This window comes from Bradyrhizobium semiaridum (assembly GCF_020329505.1).
Lineage (GTDB): Bacteria > Pseudomonadota > Alphaproteobacteria > Rhizobiales > Xanthobacteraceae > Bradyrhizobium > Bradyrhizobium semiaridum.
On record NZ_JAGKJJ010000017.1, the window covers coordinates 65,300 to 82,795 of the forward strand.

Consider the following 17,496-nt stretch of genomic DNA (forward strand, 5'->3'; position numbering starts at 1 on the left):
TGCGCGGGGCTACCTTGTCACTCCGCCACGCGCGGCTACCCCCCGTAGCTCTGCACCAGGCTGCCGGCGACCAGCGACCAGCCGTCGACCAGCACGAAGAAGATCAGCTTGAACGGCAGCGAGACCACCACCGGCGGCAGCATCATCATGCCCATCGACATCAGCACCGAGGCGACCACGAGGTCGATGATCAGGAAGGGCAGAAACAGCAGGAAGCCGATCTCGAAGGCGCGCTTCAATTCGGAGATCATGAAGGCCGGCACCAGAATGCGCAGCGACATCTCCTCGGGCGTCGCCGGCGGCGGCTCGCCGGAGAGGTCCATGAACAGTTTCAGGTCCTTCTCGCGCACGGTCTTCTGCATGAAGCCGCGCAGCGGCACCGAGGCGCGTTGCAACGCCTCCTCGACGCCGATCTGGTTGGCGACCAATGGCTTGATGCCGTCGTCATAGGATTTCTGCAGCACCGGCCCCATCACGAAGGCGGTGAGGAACATCGCGAGCGCGATCATCACCGAGTTCGGCGGCGCGGTGGCGGTGCCGAGCGCGGTGCGCAAGAGCGACAGCACGACCACGATGCGCGTGAACGACGTCATCATGATCAGGATCGACGGCGCGATCGACAGCACCGTGAGCAGCGCGATCAACTGGATCGCGCGCTCGGTGACGCCGCCATTGCCGCCGCCGAGATTGATGCTGATGTCCTGCGCCATCGCCGGATCGAGGGATCCGGCGACGATTAGGACAGCGATGAAAAAAACTCTACGCGGGACTGCCCGGAACCTCACGAAGGGTTCTTCGGCCGGCCGAGCAGCGAGGCCATCTCGTCCTCGAGATTCTCGAACCCGGTCTTCTGCGGGGCGGGCGCCGCCGGTGGTGCAACCGGCTCAAGGCGTGCCGGACGCGCCGGCGGTGCTTCGGGGGCCACCGGCGGTGCGACGGGCTCGCCGCCACCGGACGGACGGCGCAACGCCGCCTCGAGCCGCTGCGCCATCTCGGCCAGATTGGCATCGGCGTTTGAGGCCGGCGGCGGAGGAGCCGGAGGCGTCGGCGCCGCGGCAGCCGGGGGAGGCGGGGGCGGCGGCGGTGGAACGGCACGGTCGGTCGAGCGCAGCGGCGGCGGCATCTTCGGCGGCTCGGCGGCGCGCGGCGGGCGCGGGATCAAAGCTTCACTGCGCGGCAGGCGCGGCGGGATCGGCGGCATCGGATCGGGCCGCGGCTCAGTGCGCTCAGGGCGGGCACCCACCGGCTCAGGCGAGAAGCCCCCGAGCGGATCCGGGCGGCGTTCCGCGGGACGGCGAGGCTCGTCGGCGAAAGCGGGACGCGGCGGGCGCGGCGGCAGCTCCGGCTCATCGAAACTCTCGGTGCGGGCGGCCTCTTCGTTCCACGCGGCGTCCGGAAGCGGAGCAACGCGCGGCGGCGCGGCGTCGGGCGCAACCGCAGGACGCGTCGACATCTGATCGCGGCCGGGCATCGCGCGAACGATGTTCGGTTCCACGACGATGTCGGTCGGGCCACCGATCATCAGCAGATGCTCGATATTGTCGCGGCGGACCAGCACCAGGCGGCGGCGGCCGTCGACGGCGGCGGCGTCGATCACGGCCAGGCGCGGCATCCGTCCGCGGTTAGCGTTGGCGCCGAGGCGACTGGTGCCGAAGCGGCGAAGCAGCCAGCCGGCGACCAAAATCAGCGCCAGCACGGCCACGAACGCCACGACGAATGTCACTGTCTGCATACTGGAATCCCCGGCCATGTGGCCTTCCTCAGCTTCCGCCTTCAGCGAGCGCGGACTGATGGTGCTGTTTGCGCAAAGCGAATCGCGCCCGAGATTCGCCTCAATTCTTAATCCCACGCGGCTGTGCCGCCGACCGTTCTATTAATAAACCAAGAATCGCTTGTCCCAAAACGACTTCTCAGCGCCCCACGCCGGCTTGGCGGGTGCTGGTTAACGCAGCCATCGTGGCGAAAATGCGCTCGTACGCCGGGATTAAGACGTTCTCCACGCATCAGTCCGACATTTTAACCAAGCGTTAACCATACACCGGGCAAATTCTGCCTACCTCGGGCGGCCCAAGGGGCATCCAAAGGTTAACGGAGCCGCGTCAATGTCCATCAACGATCTCCCGATCCTGTCGGCGCTGCGCACCAAGATGCAGTGGCACCAGGAACGCCAGCGCGTGCTTGCCGAGAACATCTCCAATTCCGACACGCCGAACTTCCGGCCGCGCGATCTGATCGAGCCAAAGTTCGACAAGGCCGGCACCACGGTCGGCGGCGGCGTCGGGACGCTGCCGATGATGCAGACCAGCGCCACCCACATGGCGGCGGCGGGAGCCCCCGAGACCTTCGATAATGACCGCGGCAGGAGCGGCTTCCAGACCCGGCCGGCCGGCAACGCGGTCAATCTGGAGGAGCAGATGATGAAGGTCTCCGCCAACCAGATGGACTACGCGGCGGTGACCTCGCTCTACACCCGCAGCCTCGGGATGCTGAAGACCGCGATCGGCAAGCGCTGAAGCGCCGGAAGGACCAGACCATGGCAGACGGACCAGGTGATTTCGCCCGCTCGATGATGATCGCGACCTCCGGCTTGCGCGCGCAGGCGGGGCGGATGCGGGTGATCTCGGAGAACATCGCGAATGCCGATTCGACCGCGCAGGGCGCCGGCGGCGATCCCTACCGCCGCAAGGTGCCGACCTTCTCCTCCACGCTCGACCGCACGCTCGATGCGCAGGTGGTGACGCTCGGCAAGATCCGGCCCGACCAGTCGTCGTTCCGCGTCAAGCACGAGCCGGGCAATCCGGCCGCGGACGCCTCCGGCAACGTCAAATATCCCAACGTCAATCCGCTGATCGAAATGACCGACATGCGGGATGCCCAGCGCTCCTATGAGGCGAACCTCAACATCATCAGCGCGACGCGGCGGATGATCCAGCGCACGCTCGACATCCTCAAGTCCTGACGACGACAAGAACGATAGGGATCGCAGATCATGGCTTCACCGACAGTCGCCGCCAACGCCTACGCCAACCTCGCCAAGATGATGGAGCGGGGCGGTGCCGAGAAGGCGGGCAATGCGGTCGCCGGCCCGTCGTTCAGCGCGCTGCTGAAGGACTCGGTCGGCAGCGTGCTGGAAGCGGGCAGGAAATCCGATGCGCAGACCGTGGCGATGGCCTCCGGCAAGGCGAATGTGATGGATGTGGTGACCGCGATCGCAGAGACCGACGTCGCGGTGTCGACGCTGGTCTCGGTCCGCGACCGGGTGATCCAGGCGTACGAAGACATCATGAAGATGCCGATCTGACCAAGCGAATAGCGAGTGGCGAATAGCGAATAGGGACTGCGCCGATGCGGATCTACCCTATTCGCCATTCGCCATTCGCTACTCGCCATTCGCGAATGCACGCAGCAGAACAGCGAGAAACGAAATGACCGGCCCTGAAACCCTCGATGTGGCGCGCGATGCGATCTGGACCATCGTCATCGTGTCGTCGCCCTTGATGGTGGTCGGCCTCGTCGTCGGCGTCGTGGTGTCACTGTTCCAGGCGTTGACGCAGATCCAGGAGCAGACCCTGATCTTCGTGCCGAAGATCCTCGCGATCTTCGTCACATTACTGCTGGCGCTGCCGTTCATGGCGGACTCGCTGCACAGCCACATGATGCGGATTTCATCGCGAATCATCGGCGGTTGAGGCACTACAGCATGATCCGGAAAAGTGCGAAGCGGTTTTCCGAAAGGATCATGCTCAAACAAGGAGCTGGAACGCGACGCTTCGACCGAATCGTTTCCCGCTTTAGTGTGCCCGGGTCATGCGCATCGATGTCTCCGTACTGCCGGCGCTGGCCGCCATCTTCGTGCTGGTCTTCGCGCGCGTGGGCGCGATGGTGATGCTGCTGCCCGGTTTCGGCGAGACCAACATCCCGGCGCGGGTAAAGCTGTCGATCGCGCTGCTGCTGACGCTGATCATCCTGCCGCTGCATCGGGGCGCCTATCATGTCGACGTCACCTCGATCAGCTCGCTCGGCGTGCTGATGGTGCATGAACTGATCATCGGCGTCGTGCTCGGCGCCACCGCGCGGGTGACGCTGTCGGCGCTCAACGTCGCCGGCTCGATCATCGCCCAGCAGCTCGGGCTCGGCTTCGTCACCGCTGTTGATCCGACCCAGGGCCAGCAGGGCCAGATCATCGGCAACTTCCTCACCATCCTGGGCCTGACGCTGCTGTTCGCGACCGACAGCCACTATCTCGTCATCGCGGCGCTGAGCGAGAGCTACCGGATCTTCTCGCCGGGCGAACTGATGCCGACCGGCGACGTCGCCGCGCTCGCGACCAACGCCTTTGCCGCCGCCTTCAAGATCGGCCTGCAGCTCTCGGCGCCGTTCCTGGTGTTCGGTGTCGTCTTCAACATCGGGCTCGGCATCCTGGCGCGCCTGATGCCGCAGATGCAGGTCTACTTCGTCGGCGTGCCGCTCTCGATCATGATCGGCTTTTTGATCTTCGCCGTGGTCCTCGCTGCGATGATGGGCACCTATCTCGACTACTTCCTCGGCGTCATGCGCCAGGTCGCACCCATGAGATAGAGGGCGCGATGGCCGACGATACCGAAGACAAAACAGAAGACCCTACGCAGAAAAAGCTCGATGAGGCGCTCGAGAAGGGTGACGTCGTCAAGAGCCAGGAGGTCAACACCTGGTTCATCATCGCCGGCGCCACCCTGGTGCTGTCGACGTTCTCCGGCTCGGTCGGCGGCGGCATCATGATGCCGATGCGCAACCTGATCGCCAATTCCTGGATGATCCGCACCGACGGCCCGGGCCTGATGCAGCTGACCCAGTCGATCGGCTATGCCGTGGTCGCCGCGGTCGCCGTGCCGTTCCTGATGCTGGCGCTGGCCGCGATCGCCGGCAACATGATCCAGCACCGCCTGGTGTGGTCGGGCGAGCAGCTCAAGCCGAAACTCTCCAAGATCTCGCCGGGCGCCGGCCTCAAGCGGCTGTTCGGCAAGCAGGCGGTGGCGAACTTCCTGAAGGGCCTGTTCAAGCTGGTCGCGCTCGGCGCCGTCATGGTGGTGGTGCTGTGGCCGGAGCGGATGCGCATGGAAGCGTTCCTGCGCGTCGATCCCGCGGAGCTGCTGCCCGCCATCACCAGCATGACGGTGCATCTGATGGCCGCGGTGGTGGCGATCCTCGCTGCGGTGGCGATCGGCGATTATTTCTTCCAGTACCGGACCTGGTACGAGCGGCACAAGATGTCGCTGCAGGAGATGAAAGAGGAGTTCAAGCAGTCGGAAGGCGATCCTCACGTCAAGGGCAGGATCAAGCAGCTCAGGGTGCAGCGCGCCAAGAAGCGCATGATGGCGCAGGTTCCGAAGGCTTCAGTGATCATCACCAACCCGACCCACTTCTCGGTGGCGCTGGCCTACGACCGCAGCATGACGGCGCCGGTCTGCGTCGCCAAGGGCGCCGACGCCATCGCCTTCAAGATCAGGGAAATCGCCAAGGAGCACGACATTCCGATCGTCGAGAATGTGGCGCTGGCCCGGGCGCTCTACGCCACCGTCGAAGTCGACCAGGAAATCCCGGTCGAGCACTATCATGCGGTTGCCGAAATCATCGGCTATGTGATGCGGCTGCGGCGGGGGCTGTCGGGGGCCCGACAGTGAGGGGCGGAAAACCGCTTGAAATGGGCGTAACTTGCGAAATAGCGGCCTGATGGACTTGCGTTTTCGGGTCCGATTCAGGCACTCAGGGGCGAGGCGGCCGGACCCGGCGCCTTCGTGATGCAGACGAGCCATGTCTCTCCAGATGACCGCCGACAGCAACGATCATTCCGCGACTGAGCCCTTTGTGGCTCACGGGCCGGTGCGGAGGGGCGGCAGCATCCTGCTGGTGCTGCTGATTGCGGCCGGCATCGTCGCGGTGGCGGTCTGGCTGATGACCATCGGCCGCAGCCAGGCGCAGCCCTATATCCTCGGTGTGCTGGCGCTGCTCGCCACCGTCGGGCTGTTCAACCTGTTCGCCTTTGCCGCCGGCATCATCCGCTTCTCCGACCGCGCCACCGACGATCCCGTGATGGGGCGAATCGCCGATCACGCCCAGGAGGGGCTGGTCGTCACCGATTCGCGCGGCCATGTGGTCTATTCCAATGCCGCCTATCTGGCGCTGACCGGCGCGGCCTCGCCGCAGGAGGTCCGCCCGGTCGAGCGCGTCTTCATCGGCAATCCCGACGTCTCAGAGGCGGTGTTCCGCCTGCTGAAGGCCGCGCGCGAGGGCAAGCGGCAGCAGGAGGAGGTCCGCATCGCCGGCCAGGATGGCAGCCAGGGCCGCTGGCTGCGGTTGCGGGTCCGTCCGCTCGGTGAGAGCAAGCGCGACGCAAGATATGCGGTGTGGTCGATCGCCGACGTCACCCGCGACCGCGAACGCCAGGAGGACGTGTTTCAGGAGCTGCGGCACGCGATCGAATATCTCGACCACGCGCCGTGCGGCTTCTTCTCCGTCAATCCGGCCGGCGAGATCGCCTATGTCAACGCGACCTTGGCGAACTGGCTGGACTACGACCTCGCCGAGATCGGCTCGGGCGGCCTGAAGCTGTCCGACATCGTCTCCGGCGACGGCGCGGCGCTGCTCGCCGCGATCCAGCCGGTGCCGGGCGAGGTCAAGACCGAGGTGTTCGACATCGACCTGCGCATGCGCGGCGGCAAGACCGTGCCGGTGCGGCTCTATCACAAGCTCGCCTTCGGCGCCGACGGCGCGGCGGGCGCCTCGCGCACGCTGGTGATCAGCCGCGCCCGCGACGAGCATGCCGATCCGGAGCGCGCCGCCGAGGTCCGCTTCATGCGCTTCTTCGACCACACGCCGATGGCGATCGCGACCGTCGATCGCGGCGGCAACGTGGTCGGCGCCAATGCCCGCTACGTCAAGCTGGCGCAAGGCCTGAACCAAGGCCTGAACGGCGAAGGCGGTGCCGCGAAGTCGATCTTCCGCGCGGTCAATCCGCGCGACCGGGGCCTCTTGATCGCCGCGATCAACCAGGCCGCCGAAGGGCAGGGCGATATCCAGCCGGTCGAGGTGATGCTGGACAGCGCCAAGGAACGCTTCGCCCAGTTCTTCGTCACCACCGTCGGCAAGGACGAGCGCGACGCCGAGACCGCGATCGTCTACATGCTCGAGACCACCGAGCGGCGCGCGCTGGAGAACCAGATCAACCAGTCGCAGAAGATGGAGATGGTCGGCCAGCTCGCCGGCGGCATCGCGCACGACTTCAACAACGTGCTGTCGGCCATCATGATGGCGAACGACTTCCTGCTCAACGCGCACAAGCCGACCGATCCGTCGTTCCAGGACATCATGCAGATCAAGCAGAACGCGACCCGCGCGGCGACGCTGGTGCGTCAGCTGCTCGCGTTCTCGCGCCGCCAGACGCTGCGGCCGCAGGTGCTCGACCTCGGCGATGCCTTGAGCGACCTCACCATGCTGCTGCGCCGGCTGATCGGCGAGAAGGTCAAGCTCGACCTCGTGCACGGCCGCGACCTGTGGCCGGTGAAGGTCGACGTCTCGCAGTTCGAGCAGGTGGTGGTCAACCTCGCGGTCAACGCGCGCGATGCGATGCCCGACGGCGGCAAGCTGATCATCCGCACCGGCAACGTGCCGACCGAGGAAGCGGCGCAGCTCGCCAACAAGGGCATGCCAGCGGCGGACTATGTGAAGATCGAGATCTCCGACACCGGCACCGGCATTCCCGCCGAGATCATCGACAAGATCTTCGAGCCGTTCTTCTCGACCAAGGAAGTCGGCAAGGGCACCGGCCTCGGCCTCTCCACGGTCTACGGCATCGTCAAGCAGACCGGCGGCTTCGTCTATGTCGATTCGGTGCCCGGTGAAGGCACCACGTTCCGCATCTTCCTGCCGCGGCATCACGCCGAGCAGGAGGTTGTGGCCGAGGCGCTGGCCGGCAACGGCGCGGCCAAGGACGCCGCCGCGGTCGCCGAAGCTGCCAAGCCAAAGCCGGATCTTACCGGACAGGGCACTATCCTCCTGGTGGAGGACGAGGAAGGCCTGCGTGCGCTGAACGCGCGCGGCCTGCGCTCGCGCGGCTACAGCGTGATCGAGGCCGCTAACGGCATCGAGGCGCTGGAGGCGTTCGAGGAGAAGGACGGCGCCGTCGATCTCGTCGTCTCCGACGTCGTGATGCCGGAGATGGACGGACCGACGCTGCTCAAGGAAATGCGCGGCCGCAATCCGGAGCTGAAGATCATCTTCGTCTCCGGCTATGCCGAGGACGCGTTCGAGAAGAGCCTGCCCGAGAACCAGCAGTTCGCGTTCCTGCCGAAACCGTTCACGCTGACCCAGCTGGTCGCCGCGGTGAAGGAAACCATGGTCGCGAAGTAGGCGCAGGGAAGCTGCGGCCGCATCTTTGCGGATCAACGGATCGTCCACGGGCAACATTCACGGTGTCGTCCCGGCGAAGGCCAGGACCCATACTCCGCAGCGGTTGTTGTGAGGGGACTCGTCGTTCCACCTTCGCGGAGCAATCAACATTTGTGGTTATGGGTCCCGGCCTTCGCCGGGACGACACTGAACATGTGGCGCGGCCAAGGTTCCATGCCGTCATTGCGACGGGGCCGAGCAGCTTGCCTTCCCGAACAACGCTGATAGGACACGCTGTCGCAGCCACAAGGACCATAGTGTCACATCTCCGCGACCGAGGGCCGCAGCCATGGTTCCGGTTTCCTGCTTCACTTTTGACCGGCCCTGCCCATCTTAGGGGCGCTTCCCCATGGCGGGGAATCCTTTGAGGAAACCGATATGAATTTCTCGCAACGCACGCGTGGAATGGTTCGGGCGATCGCCGTCGCGATGGCGCTGGCGCTGCCCGTGGTGATGACCGTTTCGGCGGCCGATGCACGCGTCGGTGGCGGCGGCTCGCGCGGCTCGCGCACCTTCTCCGCACCGCCCTCGACCAACACCGCGCCGGGCACGGCCGCGCCGATGAACCGTACCTTCAGCCAGCCCGGCAGCCCCAACATGGGCGCGCCGGCCGCAGCCAACTCCGGCGGCCTGTTCGGCCGTGGCGGCATGGGCCGCGGTCTGCTCGGCGGCCTCGCCGCCGGCTTCCTCGGCGCCGGCCTGTTCGGCATGCTGTTCGGCGGCGGTCTGTTCTCCGGCCTCGGCGGCCTGTCGTCGATCCTCGGCCTGCTGCTGCAGATCGGCCTGATCGTGCTGGTGGTCCGGCTTGCGATGTCGTGGTGGCAGCGCCGCAACGCGCCGGCCCCGGCCTATGCCGGCGGCCCTGACGTCGGCCCGGGCGCGCAGCCGAACTATCGTTCCGGCTTCGGGTTCGGTCTCGGCGGCGGCGCCAATGCGCCGGTCGAGATCGCGCCCGCCGACTATGAGGCGTTCGAGCGGCTGCTCGGCGAAATCCAGACCGCGTGGTCGAACGAGGACATCGCGAAGCTGCACACGCTCGCGACGCCGGAGATGGTGTCGTACTTCTCGAAGGATCTCGAGGAGAACAAGGCGCGCAACGTCACCAACAAGGTGACCTCGGTGAAGCTGCTGCAGGGCGACCTCGCGGAAGCCTGGCGCGAAGGCGAGAGCGAATATGCCACGGTCGCGATGCGCTTCTCGCTGGTCGACACCATGCTCGAGCGCGGCACCGGCCGGCTGGTCGGCGGTGGCGAGCAGCCGCAGGAAGTCACGGAGGTCTGGACGTTCGTGCGCCGGCGCGGCGGCAATTGGGAACTTTCGGCGATCCAGCAGACCAACTGATCGATTGCCGATCACCGAACATGCAAGGCGCCGCGGCTCACCCCGCGGCGCTTTTGTTTTGGAGGTTTCATTGGTACAGCGCGGCAAGGGAATATCCGCCGAAGCCGTGGGTTGATCTCAGCGGACTTATACAGCCATCGGGAGGATGACATGAAGATCGAGGCTCTGATTGCGGTTCCTGCATGTCTTGCGTTTGTCATCGCGGCCGCGCCGCCTGCGGTGGCGCAGACCGCCGACACCAGCTTCTTCCTCACCAGCACCGGCATCGGCAATGGCGGCAATCTCGGCGGGCTCGCCGGCGCCGACAATCACTGCCAGACACTGGCGCAGGCCGCAGGGTTCGGCGCGCCGAAGACTTGGCGGGCCTATCTGTCGACGCAAGCCGCCGACGGCAAGCCCGCGGTGAATGCCCGCGATCGCATCGGCAACGGTCCCTGGAAGAACGTGAAGGGCGTCGTGATCGCCAAGGACGTCGCCGATCTGCACAGCGCCGGCAACAATCTCACCAAGCAAACCGCGCTGTCCGAGAAAGGCGACGTCATCAACGGCGCCGGCGACACGCCGAACCGCCACGACGTGCTGACGGGATCGCAGGCGGACGGCACCGCGTTTGCGGCCGGCGAGGACCGCACCTGCAAGAACTGGACAAGCAGCACGCAGGGCGCCGCCATGGTCGGGCACTTCGACCGCAAGGGCTTGCGCGACGACGAGCCGTCAAAATCCTGGAACACGTCGCACCCATCGCGCGGTCCTGACGGCGGCTGCTCGCAGGCGGATCTGAAAAGCACCGGCGGCGACGGCCTGATGTACTGCTTCGCGGCGAATTGAGGCGAGCGCGGGACGTCGTCCGAGCGTGCGCGAGCCTATGAACTTCGTCATTGCGACGAGCGCAGCGACGAAGCAATCCATCCATCCTCATATGCGGTGCAATGGATTGCTTCCACCTTCGCCAAGGCTTCGGCGGACAAGTCGCTTCGCTTGCAACCACGGGGATAGGCTAATGGCCGTCTCTGAACGGCGCCGTTTGTTTGCAGCGGTCGCTCAAGCCATTCGCTTCGTCTTGCTATCCGCCATGAGATGATTTCCTGTCGAAGGATTCGACATTGGAACCTTAGCGGCCCCTGTGCGGTTCGCGCAGATGGCCCGTGTGCGCTGGACGGCGTGATGACGGCACGGCTACGATCGCTGCGAAATCGCAGGCGGCGCGGGACGCCGTGGAGGTGAATGGATGCGCTATCAGCTTTACTACTGGCCGATGATCCAGGGCCGCGGCGAATATGTCAGGCTCGCGCTGGAGGATGCCGGTGCCGCTTACGATGATGTTGCGCGCGGCAAGGCCGGCATGGACGCGATGACGAAGATGATGGAGACGCACGAGGGCACGCCGCCATTCGCGCCGCCGTTCCTGAAGTCCGGCAAGCTGGTGATCGGGCAGACCGCCAACATCCTGCTCTATCTCGGCGCCCGCCACGGTCTCGCACCGAAGACGGAAGGCGGCAGACTGTGGGTGCACCAGCTGCAGCTCACGATCGCCGATCTCGTGCTGGAGATTCACGACACCCATCATCCGCTCGGGCCGTCGCTTTACTACGAGGACCAGAAGGCGCCGGCGAAGAAGCGCACCGCGGAATTCTGGGACTCGCGCGTGCCGAAATATCTCGGCTATTTCGAGGACCTGGTTGAGGCGGGTGGTGGCGCCTTCGTCACCGGCCGCCCTGTCACCTACGCCGACCTGTCGCTGTTCCAGATCGTCGAGGGCCTGCGCTACGCGTTCCCCAGGCGCATGGCGGCATTCGAGAAGAAAATTCCGCGCCTGATCGCGTTGCGCGACCGCGTCGCCGAGCGGCCGAACATCAAGGCGTATCTCGCCAGCGAGCGGCGGATCCCGTTCAACGAGGAGGGGATTTTCCGGCGCTACAAGGCGCTGGACGTCTAGATACTGTCATTCCGGGGCGCCGCGAAGGCGGCGAACCCGGAATCCATTTCTCAGCACGGACTCGCGGCATGATGGATTCCCCGATGCGCAATTGCGCATCTGAGGTCTGCGCCTCCGGCGCATCCCGGAATGACGGAGATCGTTGCATTTAATGGCTCCTTCCGTCCACCGGCGTCATCGCGATCTTCGACAGGTCGATTCCGTCGATGCAGCTGACATTCAGCGCGACCATGTCGGTGCCGTCGGGCTTCTTGCCGCGGGCGAACACCTCCACGCCGCAATCGATGCAGAGCTGGTGGTGGATGGCGTGCCGGTTGAACAGATATTCCTTCAGGTTCTCGGCTCCGGCACGAAGCTGGAAACTCGCGGGCGGCAGGAAGGCGAAGTGCAGGCCCTTCTTGGTGCAGATCGAGCAGTTGCAGGCCGTCACCATCGCCAGGTCGGTGGTGCATTCGAAGCGCACCTGGCCGCAATGGCAGCCGCCGGTGTAGGTCTTGCTTTCTGACATCGTCACCTCACTACAGCGCTTTCACCAGAGTCCCGGCACGAGGCGATAGCGCACCCGCGCCGTGTAATCGGCATAGCCGTTGAGCCCGGCGACCAGTGCGCGCTCCTCGATCCGCGTGCGGACCGCGAACATGGCGAAGAACAGCGGCACGAAGGCGAGGCCCCACCAGGATCCGAGCATGAGCGGCACGCCGATAAAGAACAGCATGACGCTCGTGTACATCGGGTGGCGCACCAGCGCATAGGGGCCGCTCGAGATCACCTGATGGTCGCGCTCGGTCTGCACCTTCACGACCGGGGCGGCGAAGGAGTTGGTGTGGAACACCCAGAGGATGAGCACGGTCGAGAGCGCATAGAGCGCGAGGCCAAGCAGCATGACCGGCGCGCCGGCGTTACCGCCCTCAAAACGCCGATCGAGCCCCATGACGATGAGCCAGAGGACGATCGCAACCATGATCGCTGCCACGAAATACTTGTCCGCGGTGGGCTGGCCTTCGCGCGCGGTGAACCGCATGCGCTCGGCGAGCAGGGCGGGATCGGTCCTGGCAAGCCACAGCCCGCAGGCCGGACCGATCACCGCGGAGGCGATCAGGTAGATCCACGCGCCAAGCCAATCCAGCGTGCCGGCGGCGGCGAACAGCAGCGCGCCCATGCCGATGACGAAGCAGGTGTTTTGCAGGAGGAGCTTTGCGATCATTGGCGGCTCCGCGCGATTCCGTCTGCGACTATCGCACTCTTTTCCCGGCGAACATGCGAGCGCCGATATCAACTTTCGGAGCGCATAAGGCGTTCCCGCATCGTCTCGGCGTTGACATTCATATAAGCTGTTGCTTATATATTTTCATGACCACAACCACGCAACTGACCAATGTGCTGAAGACCCTCGCGGACCCGACGCGTCGCGCGGTGTTCGAGCGGATCGCGCGGGAAGGCGAGGTCGCCGCGACCTGGCTGGTGCAGGGATCGAAGGTCTCGCAGCCGGCGGTATCGCAGCATCTGCGCGCGCTGCGCGATGCCGGGCTGGTCGCCGAGCGGCGCGAGGGCCGGCACATCCACTATCGCGTCGCGCCGAAGGGGCTCGGACCGCTGATCGACTGGCTCGGCCACTACCAGACGTTCTGGCAGGAGCGCTTCGAAAATCTCGAGAAGCTGCTGAAGGGGAGTGAGTGATGAGCGAGACGCACGCGATCACGGTCGAGAAGGTGCTGCCCTACGCCGTCGACAGGATCTGGCGCACGCTGACCACGAGCGAGCTATTGGTGAAATGGCTGATGCCGAACGATTTCCAGCCGACCGTCGGCCACAAATTCAACTTCCGCACGCGGCCGATCGGCGATTGGGATGGTGTCGTGCACTGCGAGGTGCTCGCCTGCGAGCCGCCGCGCTTGCTGCGCTATTCCTGGAAGGGCGGTGCCGACACCAATCCGGAATACGGCTCGAAGCTCGACACGGTCGTGACCTGGACGCTGACACCGGTCGAGGGCGGCACGAAAGTGCGCATGGTGCATGACGGCTTCGTCTTCCCCGGCAACCGCTACGCGTTCGACATGATGAGCCCGGGCTGGGGCAAGATCGTCGATGCGATCGGGCGGGTCGCCGCGGAGACCTGACGGCTCACTCGTCCTTGCCGCGGCGGACCGTGATCGAGGCCTCCGTCCTGGTGCGCGTGCATTCGAGGTTGAGACGGCGATAGCGCATCGTGATGGTGTTGCCGCGCAGGATGCCCATCCGCTTCAGGCAGCGCGAGGTGCCGGTCGTGGCATCGTCCTTTGGCACGGTGAAGATCAGCGCGGTGGCCGCGCCGACCAGGTTGAAGAACTCCGGCTTCATCTTGCGGTCGGTCTTGGCGTAGAGCTCGGTCGAATAGTCCTTTCCGCGGCAGCCGATCGACAGCTCCCTGGCCGCCGGGTGCTTCAGATAGGTGATGTTGGCCGCGGTGAAATTGACCTTCAGCCCGTCGATCTGGCTGGCGAGCTGCTTGGCGATATCGGCACAGGCATCGGCGTGCGCCGGCGCGGCGGCGAAGCTCGCGGCCAGCGCCAGCAGCGCGGCCGGCAGAAGGGAGCCGGTGCTCCCCGGCAAATGTCGGCGCAACGATCCCGTCATGAAGTCCCCCGCGGCATGAAATGCGCGAAGGTTCATGCAGGCTCCGGCGCAGCGCGTCAATATGTGCCGTGACTGCGTGACGCAGTCACGCAGCCTAAAGCGCGATGAGATTTGATCGAACCGTCATCACGCTTTAGCTGTCTGTTTGAGCATGATCTTTTCGGAAAACCGCTTCGCACTTTTCCGGATTATGCTTTAGTAGGCCGGATTCTTGCACTGCCGTTGTGCAGCTTGGAGACGCCGGCGGCCTGGCGCTCGCAATCATTGCCGTAGGTCTTGCCGTCACAGCCGCACACCGGCTTGAAGATCCTGGTGCAGACCGTCGGCTTGTGCGCGCAGATGCCCATCAGGTCGGCGCGGCCGCATGTGCCCGGCTTGAACTGGCAGAACTCGTCGGACCCGCACTGCAGCGGAACGATGCCGCCGCACTGCTGGCCGGCGGCATTGGCGGCGGAGGGGATCGCGATCAGCAACGCCAGCGCCGCGACCGACGCGAAAAGCCCGGTCTTCATGATGGCCTCTCTTGATCGGTGCATTGGAAGTCTGTCATAGCACGACCTTAGATTGTATAGATGTGATAAATCGCACATGGATTGCTGCGCGAGGCGACCGGGAGCCATGAGCGTTCCGTGGGCGTTTCAGGAGCCTTGTTCCTTCCCTTTGTCGGCAAAAGGCTTAGAACGGCTCTATATTGCCGCCGGCCCTACTGTGGCCGATACGGCCTATCGAATCGAACGAAGTAGCCAAAGAGAAGCCCATGAACGCCCCCACCGCCTTCCCCGACCAGCAGAAGCCCGTTCCGCCCTACAAGCACACGCCGCTGTTCCCGCTTGGCGCGGATACCACGCCCTACAAGAAGGTCACCAGCGAGGGCGTCCGGGTCGAGAAGGTGCTGGGCAAGGACATGCTGGTGGTGTCGCGCGAGGCGCTGCGGGCGCTGTCCGAGGCCGCGTTCGGCGACATCAACCACTATCTGCGGCCGGGGCACCTGAAGCAGCTCCGCAGCATCCTCGAGGACAAGGAAGCCAGCGACAACGACAAGTTCGTCGCCTTCGACTTCCTGAAGAATGCCAACATCGCGGCAGGCGGCGTGCTGCCGATGTGCCAGGACACCGGTACCGCGATCATCATGGGCAAGAAGGGCTGCAACGTCATCACCGACGGCGACGACGAGGCCGCGCTGTCCGAAGGTGCGCGCGACGCCTATCTGCGCCGCAATCTGCGCTATTCGCAGGTGGCGCCGCTGTCGATGTATGAGGAAAAGAACACCGCCAACAACATGCCGGCGCAGTGCGAGATCTACGCCGAGGGTGATGACGCCTACAAGTTCATGTTCATGGCCAAGGGCGGCGGCAGCGCCAACAAGAGCTTCCTGTTCCAGGCGACGCCGTCCGTCCTGACCAGGGACCGTCTGCTGGCGTTCCTGAAGGAGAAGGTGCTGACGCTCGGCACCGCGGCGTGTCCGCCGTACCACCTTGCGATCGTGATCGGCGGCACCTCGGCCGAGCTCTGCATGAAGACCGTGAAGCTCGCGTCCGCGCGCTATCTCGACGCGCTGCCGACCCACGGTTCGCCGGACGGCAATGCGTTCCGCGATCTCGAGATGGAGCAGGAAATTTTGAAGATGACGCAGTCGCTCGGCGTCGGCGCGCAGTTCGGCGGCAAATACTTCTGCCACGACGTGCGCGTGATCCGGATGCCACGCCACGGCGCCTCGCTGCCGATCGGGCTCGGCGTCTCCTGCTCGGCCGACCGCCAGGTGCTCGGCAAGATCACCAGGGACGGCGTCTATCTCGAGGAGCTCGAGCACAATCCGGCGCAGTATCTGCCCGCGGTCGAGCAGTCGCTCGGCGGCGAGGTCGTCAAGATCGACCTCAACAAGCCGATGAAGGAGATCCTCGCGACGCTGTCGCAGTACCCGATCAAGACCCGCGTCTCGATGACCGGCACCATGATCGTGGCGCGCGACTCCGCGCACGCAAAACTGCGCGAGCGGCTGGAGAGGGGCGAGCCGCTGCCGGATTACTTCAAGAACCATCCGGTCTACTACGCCGGTCCCGCCAAGACGCCCGATGGCTACGCCTCCGGCGCGTTCGGCCCGACCACAGCGGGACGCATGGACTCCTTCGTCGACCAGTTCCAGGCCGCCGGCGGCTCGATGGTGATGGTCGCCAAGGGCAACCGCGCAGTCGCGGTGCGCGAGGCCTGCAAGAAGCACGGCGGCTTCTATCTCGGCTCGATCGGCGGCGCCGCGGCGAACCTCGCCGAGCACTGCATCAAGAAGGTCGAGGTGGTCGAGTATCCCGAACTCGGCATGGAAGCGATCTGGCGCATCGAGGTGGTCGACTTCCCCGCCTTCATCATCATCGATGACAAGGGCAACGACTTCTTCAAGGAACTGAACCTCGGTTGAGGACGGTCGGCCTCGACGGATTTTTCAAAGGCTGGGTCGCCGTCTCGATCGACGGCGACCGGCGGACAATCTCCTTCCACACCGACATTGCGGACGCGCTGGCGCATCCGTTCGACCGCGCCGGGATCGACATCCCGATCGGCATGACCGACGACGGCGAGCGCTGCTGCGATCGTCTCGCCCGTCAACGCCTGCGCCCGCACACGTCGCGCGTCTTCACCGGCGCGCGGCGCTGGCTGTGGCAGGAGTTTTCCGATCCCGACAAGGCGAATGCGGCAGCAGGGCGCCGCGGTCAGACGAAGGTCTCGCGCCAGCTCTGGCATCTCGGCAACAAGATCATGGAAGTGGATGCGTTCCTCCGCGCCAATGCCGGGCGCGACCTCCGCGAGGTGCATCCCGAACTGGTGTTCCTGCGGCTGAACGGCGGCAAGCCGCTGGCGCCGAAAAAGTCGGAGGAGGGTGATGCCCTCCGCTGCAGCCTGCTCAAGTGCGCCGGCTTTCGCACGCTCGATCGCTGGCTCACCGAGGCGAGGATCGGCACCGGCGCCAAGCGCGACGACGTGCTGGATGCTTGCGCCGTGGCGATTGCCGCGCGCGAACCGTTCGGCTGCGTTCCCGTGGGGACGCCGCCGATGGACGCGCACGGCCTGCCGATGCAGATCTGGTTCTGACAGCGCCCTCAGGCCATATCCCTTGTATTAACCACGATGCGGCTGCGACGTTTTGGCGCGTGCCAGGTTGCAGCTCGCAAAGAAAGCAACTGAATTCC

Annotated in this window: 20 protein-coding genes; 14 read left to right on the plus strand and 6 right to left on the minus strand. The window is 65.3% G+C overall.

Annotated features, from left to right (window positions below):
* Positions 1-35: 35 nt before the first annotated feature.
* Both fliP and J6500_RS19780 read right to left on the minus strand, forming a co-directional pair.
* Positions 36-785 (minus strand): flagellar type III secretion system pore protein FliP, encoded by a 750-nt coding sequence (fliP, locus tag J6500_RS19775; protein WP_225714362.1) that lies wholly within the window; start codon positions 783-785, stop codon positions 36-38.
* On the minus strand, positions 782-1,732 hold the full coding sequence (locus J6500_RS19780) for a flagellar biosynthetic protein FliO (RefSeq protein ID WP_225714363.1): 951 nt from the start codon (positions 1,730-1,732) through the stop codon (positions 782-784). Before J6500_RS19780 ends, fliP begins: the two co-directional genes overlap by 4 nt.
* A gap of 370 nt (positions 1,733-2,102) precedes the next feature.
* Between J6500_RS19780 and flgB the strand changes: the two genes are divergently transcribed.
* The 10 genes from flgB (at position 2,103) to J6500_RS19830 (ending at position 11,701) form a co-directional block, all read left to right on the plus strand.
* Positions 2,103-2,513 carry a flagellar basal body rod protein FlgB gene (gene flgB, locus J6500_RS19785; RefSeq protein WP_225714364.1) on the plus strand — a complete coding sequence of 137 codons (411 nt, stop codon included), beginning with the start codon at positions 2,103-2,105 and terminating at the stop codon, positions 2,511-2,513.
* Between the two features lie 20 nt (positions 2,514-2,533).
* A complete protein-coding gene (flgC, locus tag J6500_RS19790; protein WP_225714365.1) occupies positions 2,534-2,959 on the plus strand; it encodes a flagellar basal body rod protein FlgC in 426 nt (141 codons plus the stop codon).
* A 30-nt stretch (positions 2,960-2,989) separates the two neighbouring features.
* Positions 2,990-3,301, plus strand: coding sequence for a flagellar hook-basal body complex protein FliE (fliE, locus tag J6500_RS19795; RefSeq protein WP_225714366.1), 312 nt, complete (start codon positions 2,990-2,992; stop codon positions 3,299-3,301).
* A 124-nt stretch (positions 3,302-3,425) separates the two neighbouring features.
* The gene (gene fliQ / locus J6500_RS19800) at positions 3,426-3,689 is read left to right on the plus strand and encodes a flagellar biosynthesis protein FliQ (RefSeq protein WP_225714367.1); all 264 of its coding nucleotides are present in this window, start codon (positions 3,426-3,428) and stop codon (positions 3,687-3,689) included.
* Between the two features lie 118 nt (positions 3,690-3,807).
* Positions 3,808-4,578 (plus strand): flagellar biosynthetic protein FliR, encoded by a 771-nt coding sequence (gene fliR / locus J6500_RS19805; protein WP_225714368.1) that lies wholly within the window; start codon positions 3,808-3,810, stop codon positions 4,576-4,578.
* A gap of 8 nt (positions 4,579-4,586) precedes the next feature.
* Positions 4,587-5,660: a flagellar biosynthesis protein FlhB gene (flhB, locus tag J6500_RS19810; protein ID WP_225714369.1), complete on the plus strand. Its 1,074-nt coding sequence runs from the start codon at positions 4,587-4,589 to the stop codon at positions 5,658-5,660.
* A 142-nt stretch (positions 5,661-5,802) separates the two neighbouring features.
* Positions 5,803-8,385, plus strand: coding sequence for a cell cycle histidine kinase CckA (gene cckA, locus J6500_RS19815; RefSeq protein ID WP_225714466.1), 2,583 nt, complete (start codon positions 5,803-5,805; stop codon positions 8,383-8,385).
* Positions 8,386-8,802: 417 nt separating this feature from the next.
* Positions 8,803-9,765 (plus strand): Tim44 domain-containing protein, encoded by a 963-nt coding sequence (locus J6500_RS19820; protein ID WP_225714370.1) that lies wholly within the window; start codon positions 8,803-8,805, stop codon positions 9,763-9,765.
* Positions 9,766-9,915: 150 nt separating this feature from the next.
* The gene (locus J6500_RS19825) at positions 9,916-10,593 is read left to right on the plus strand and encodes a lectin (protein WP_225714371.1); all 678 of its coding nucleotides are present in this window, start codon (positions 9,916-9,918) and stop codon (positions 10,591-10,593) included.
* A gap of 400 nt (positions 10,594-10,993) precedes the next feature.
* Positions 10,994-11,701: a glutathione S-transferase gene (locus J6500_RS19830; protein ID WP_225714372.1), complete on the plus strand. Its 708-nt coding sequence runs from the start codon at positions 10,994-10,996 to the stop codon at positions 11,699-11,701.
* A 148-nt stretch (positions 11,702-11,849) separates the two neighbouring features.
* Here J6500_RS19830 and J6500_RS19835 read toward each other — a convergent pair whose 3' ends face one another.
* Positions 11,850-12,209 carry a GFA family protein gene (locus J6500_RS19835; protein WP_225714373.1) on the minus strand — a complete coding sequence of 120 codons (360 nt, stop codon included), beginning with the start codon at positions 12,207-12,209 and terminating at the stop codon, positions 11,850-11,852.
* 21 nt (positions 12,210-12,230) lie between these two features.
* Positions 12,231-12,905, minus strand: a complete 675-nt coding sequence (locus J6500_RS19840) for a methyltransferase family protein (RefSeq protein ID WP_225714374.1) — start codon at positions 12,903-12,905, stop codon at positions 12,231-12,233.
* 146 nt (positions 12,906-13,051) lie between these two features.
* On the opposite strand from J6500_RS19840, the gene J6500_RS19845 reads away from it, so the two are divergent.
* The gene (locus J6500_RS19845) at positions 13,052-13,378 is read left to right on the plus strand and encodes an ArsR/SmtB family transcription factor (protein WP_225714375.1); all 327 of its coding nucleotides are present in this window, start codon (positions 13,052-13,054) and stop codon (positions 13,376-13,378) included.
* A complete protein-coding gene (locus J6500_RS19850) occupies positions 13,378-13,818 on the plus strand; it encodes an SRPBCC family protein (RefSeq protein WP_225714376.1) in 441 nt (146 codons plus the stop codon). Before J6500_RS19845 ends, J6500_RS19850 begins: the two co-directional genes overlap by 1 nt.
* A 4-nt stretch (positions 13,819-13,822) precedes the next feature.
* Here the strand turns inward: J6500_RS19850 and J6500_RS19855 are convergent, their stop codons facing one another.
* Together J6500_RS19855 and J6500_RS19860 are read right to left on the minus strand one after the other, a co-directional pair.
* A complete protein-coding gene (locus tag J6500_RS19855) occupies positions 13,823-14,314 on the minus strand; it encodes a hypothetical protein (protein WP_225714467.1) in 492 nt (163 codons plus the stop codon).
* A 188-nt stretch (positions 14,315-14,502) separates the two neighbouring features.
* Entirely contained in the window at positions 14,503-14,826 is a 324-nt protein-coding gene (locus J6500_RS19860; RefSeq protein WP_225714377.1) for a Kazal-type serine protease inhibitor family protein, read from the minus strand.
* Positions 14,827-15,071: 245 nt separating this feature from the next.
* On the opposite strand from J6500_RS19860, the gene J6500_RS19865 reads away from it, so the two are divergent.
* Both J6500_RS19865 and J6500_RS19870 read left to right on the plus strand, forming a co-directional pair.
* Positions 15,072-16,727 carry a fumarate hydratase gene (locus J6500_RS19865; RefSeq protein ID WP_225714378.1) on the plus strand — a complete coding sequence of 552 codons (1,656 nt, stop codon included), beginning with the start codon at positions 15,072-15,074 and terminating at the stop codon, positions 16,725-16,727.
* Entirely contained in the window at positions 16,724-17,398 is a 675-nt protein-coding gene (locus J6500_RS19870) for a DUF429 domain-containing protein (RefSeq protein ID WP_225714379.1), read from the plus strand. Before J6500_RS19865 ends, J6500_RS19870 begins: the two co-directional genes overlap by 4 nt.
* The last annotated feature ends 98 nt before the right edge of the window (positions 17,399-17,496 follow it).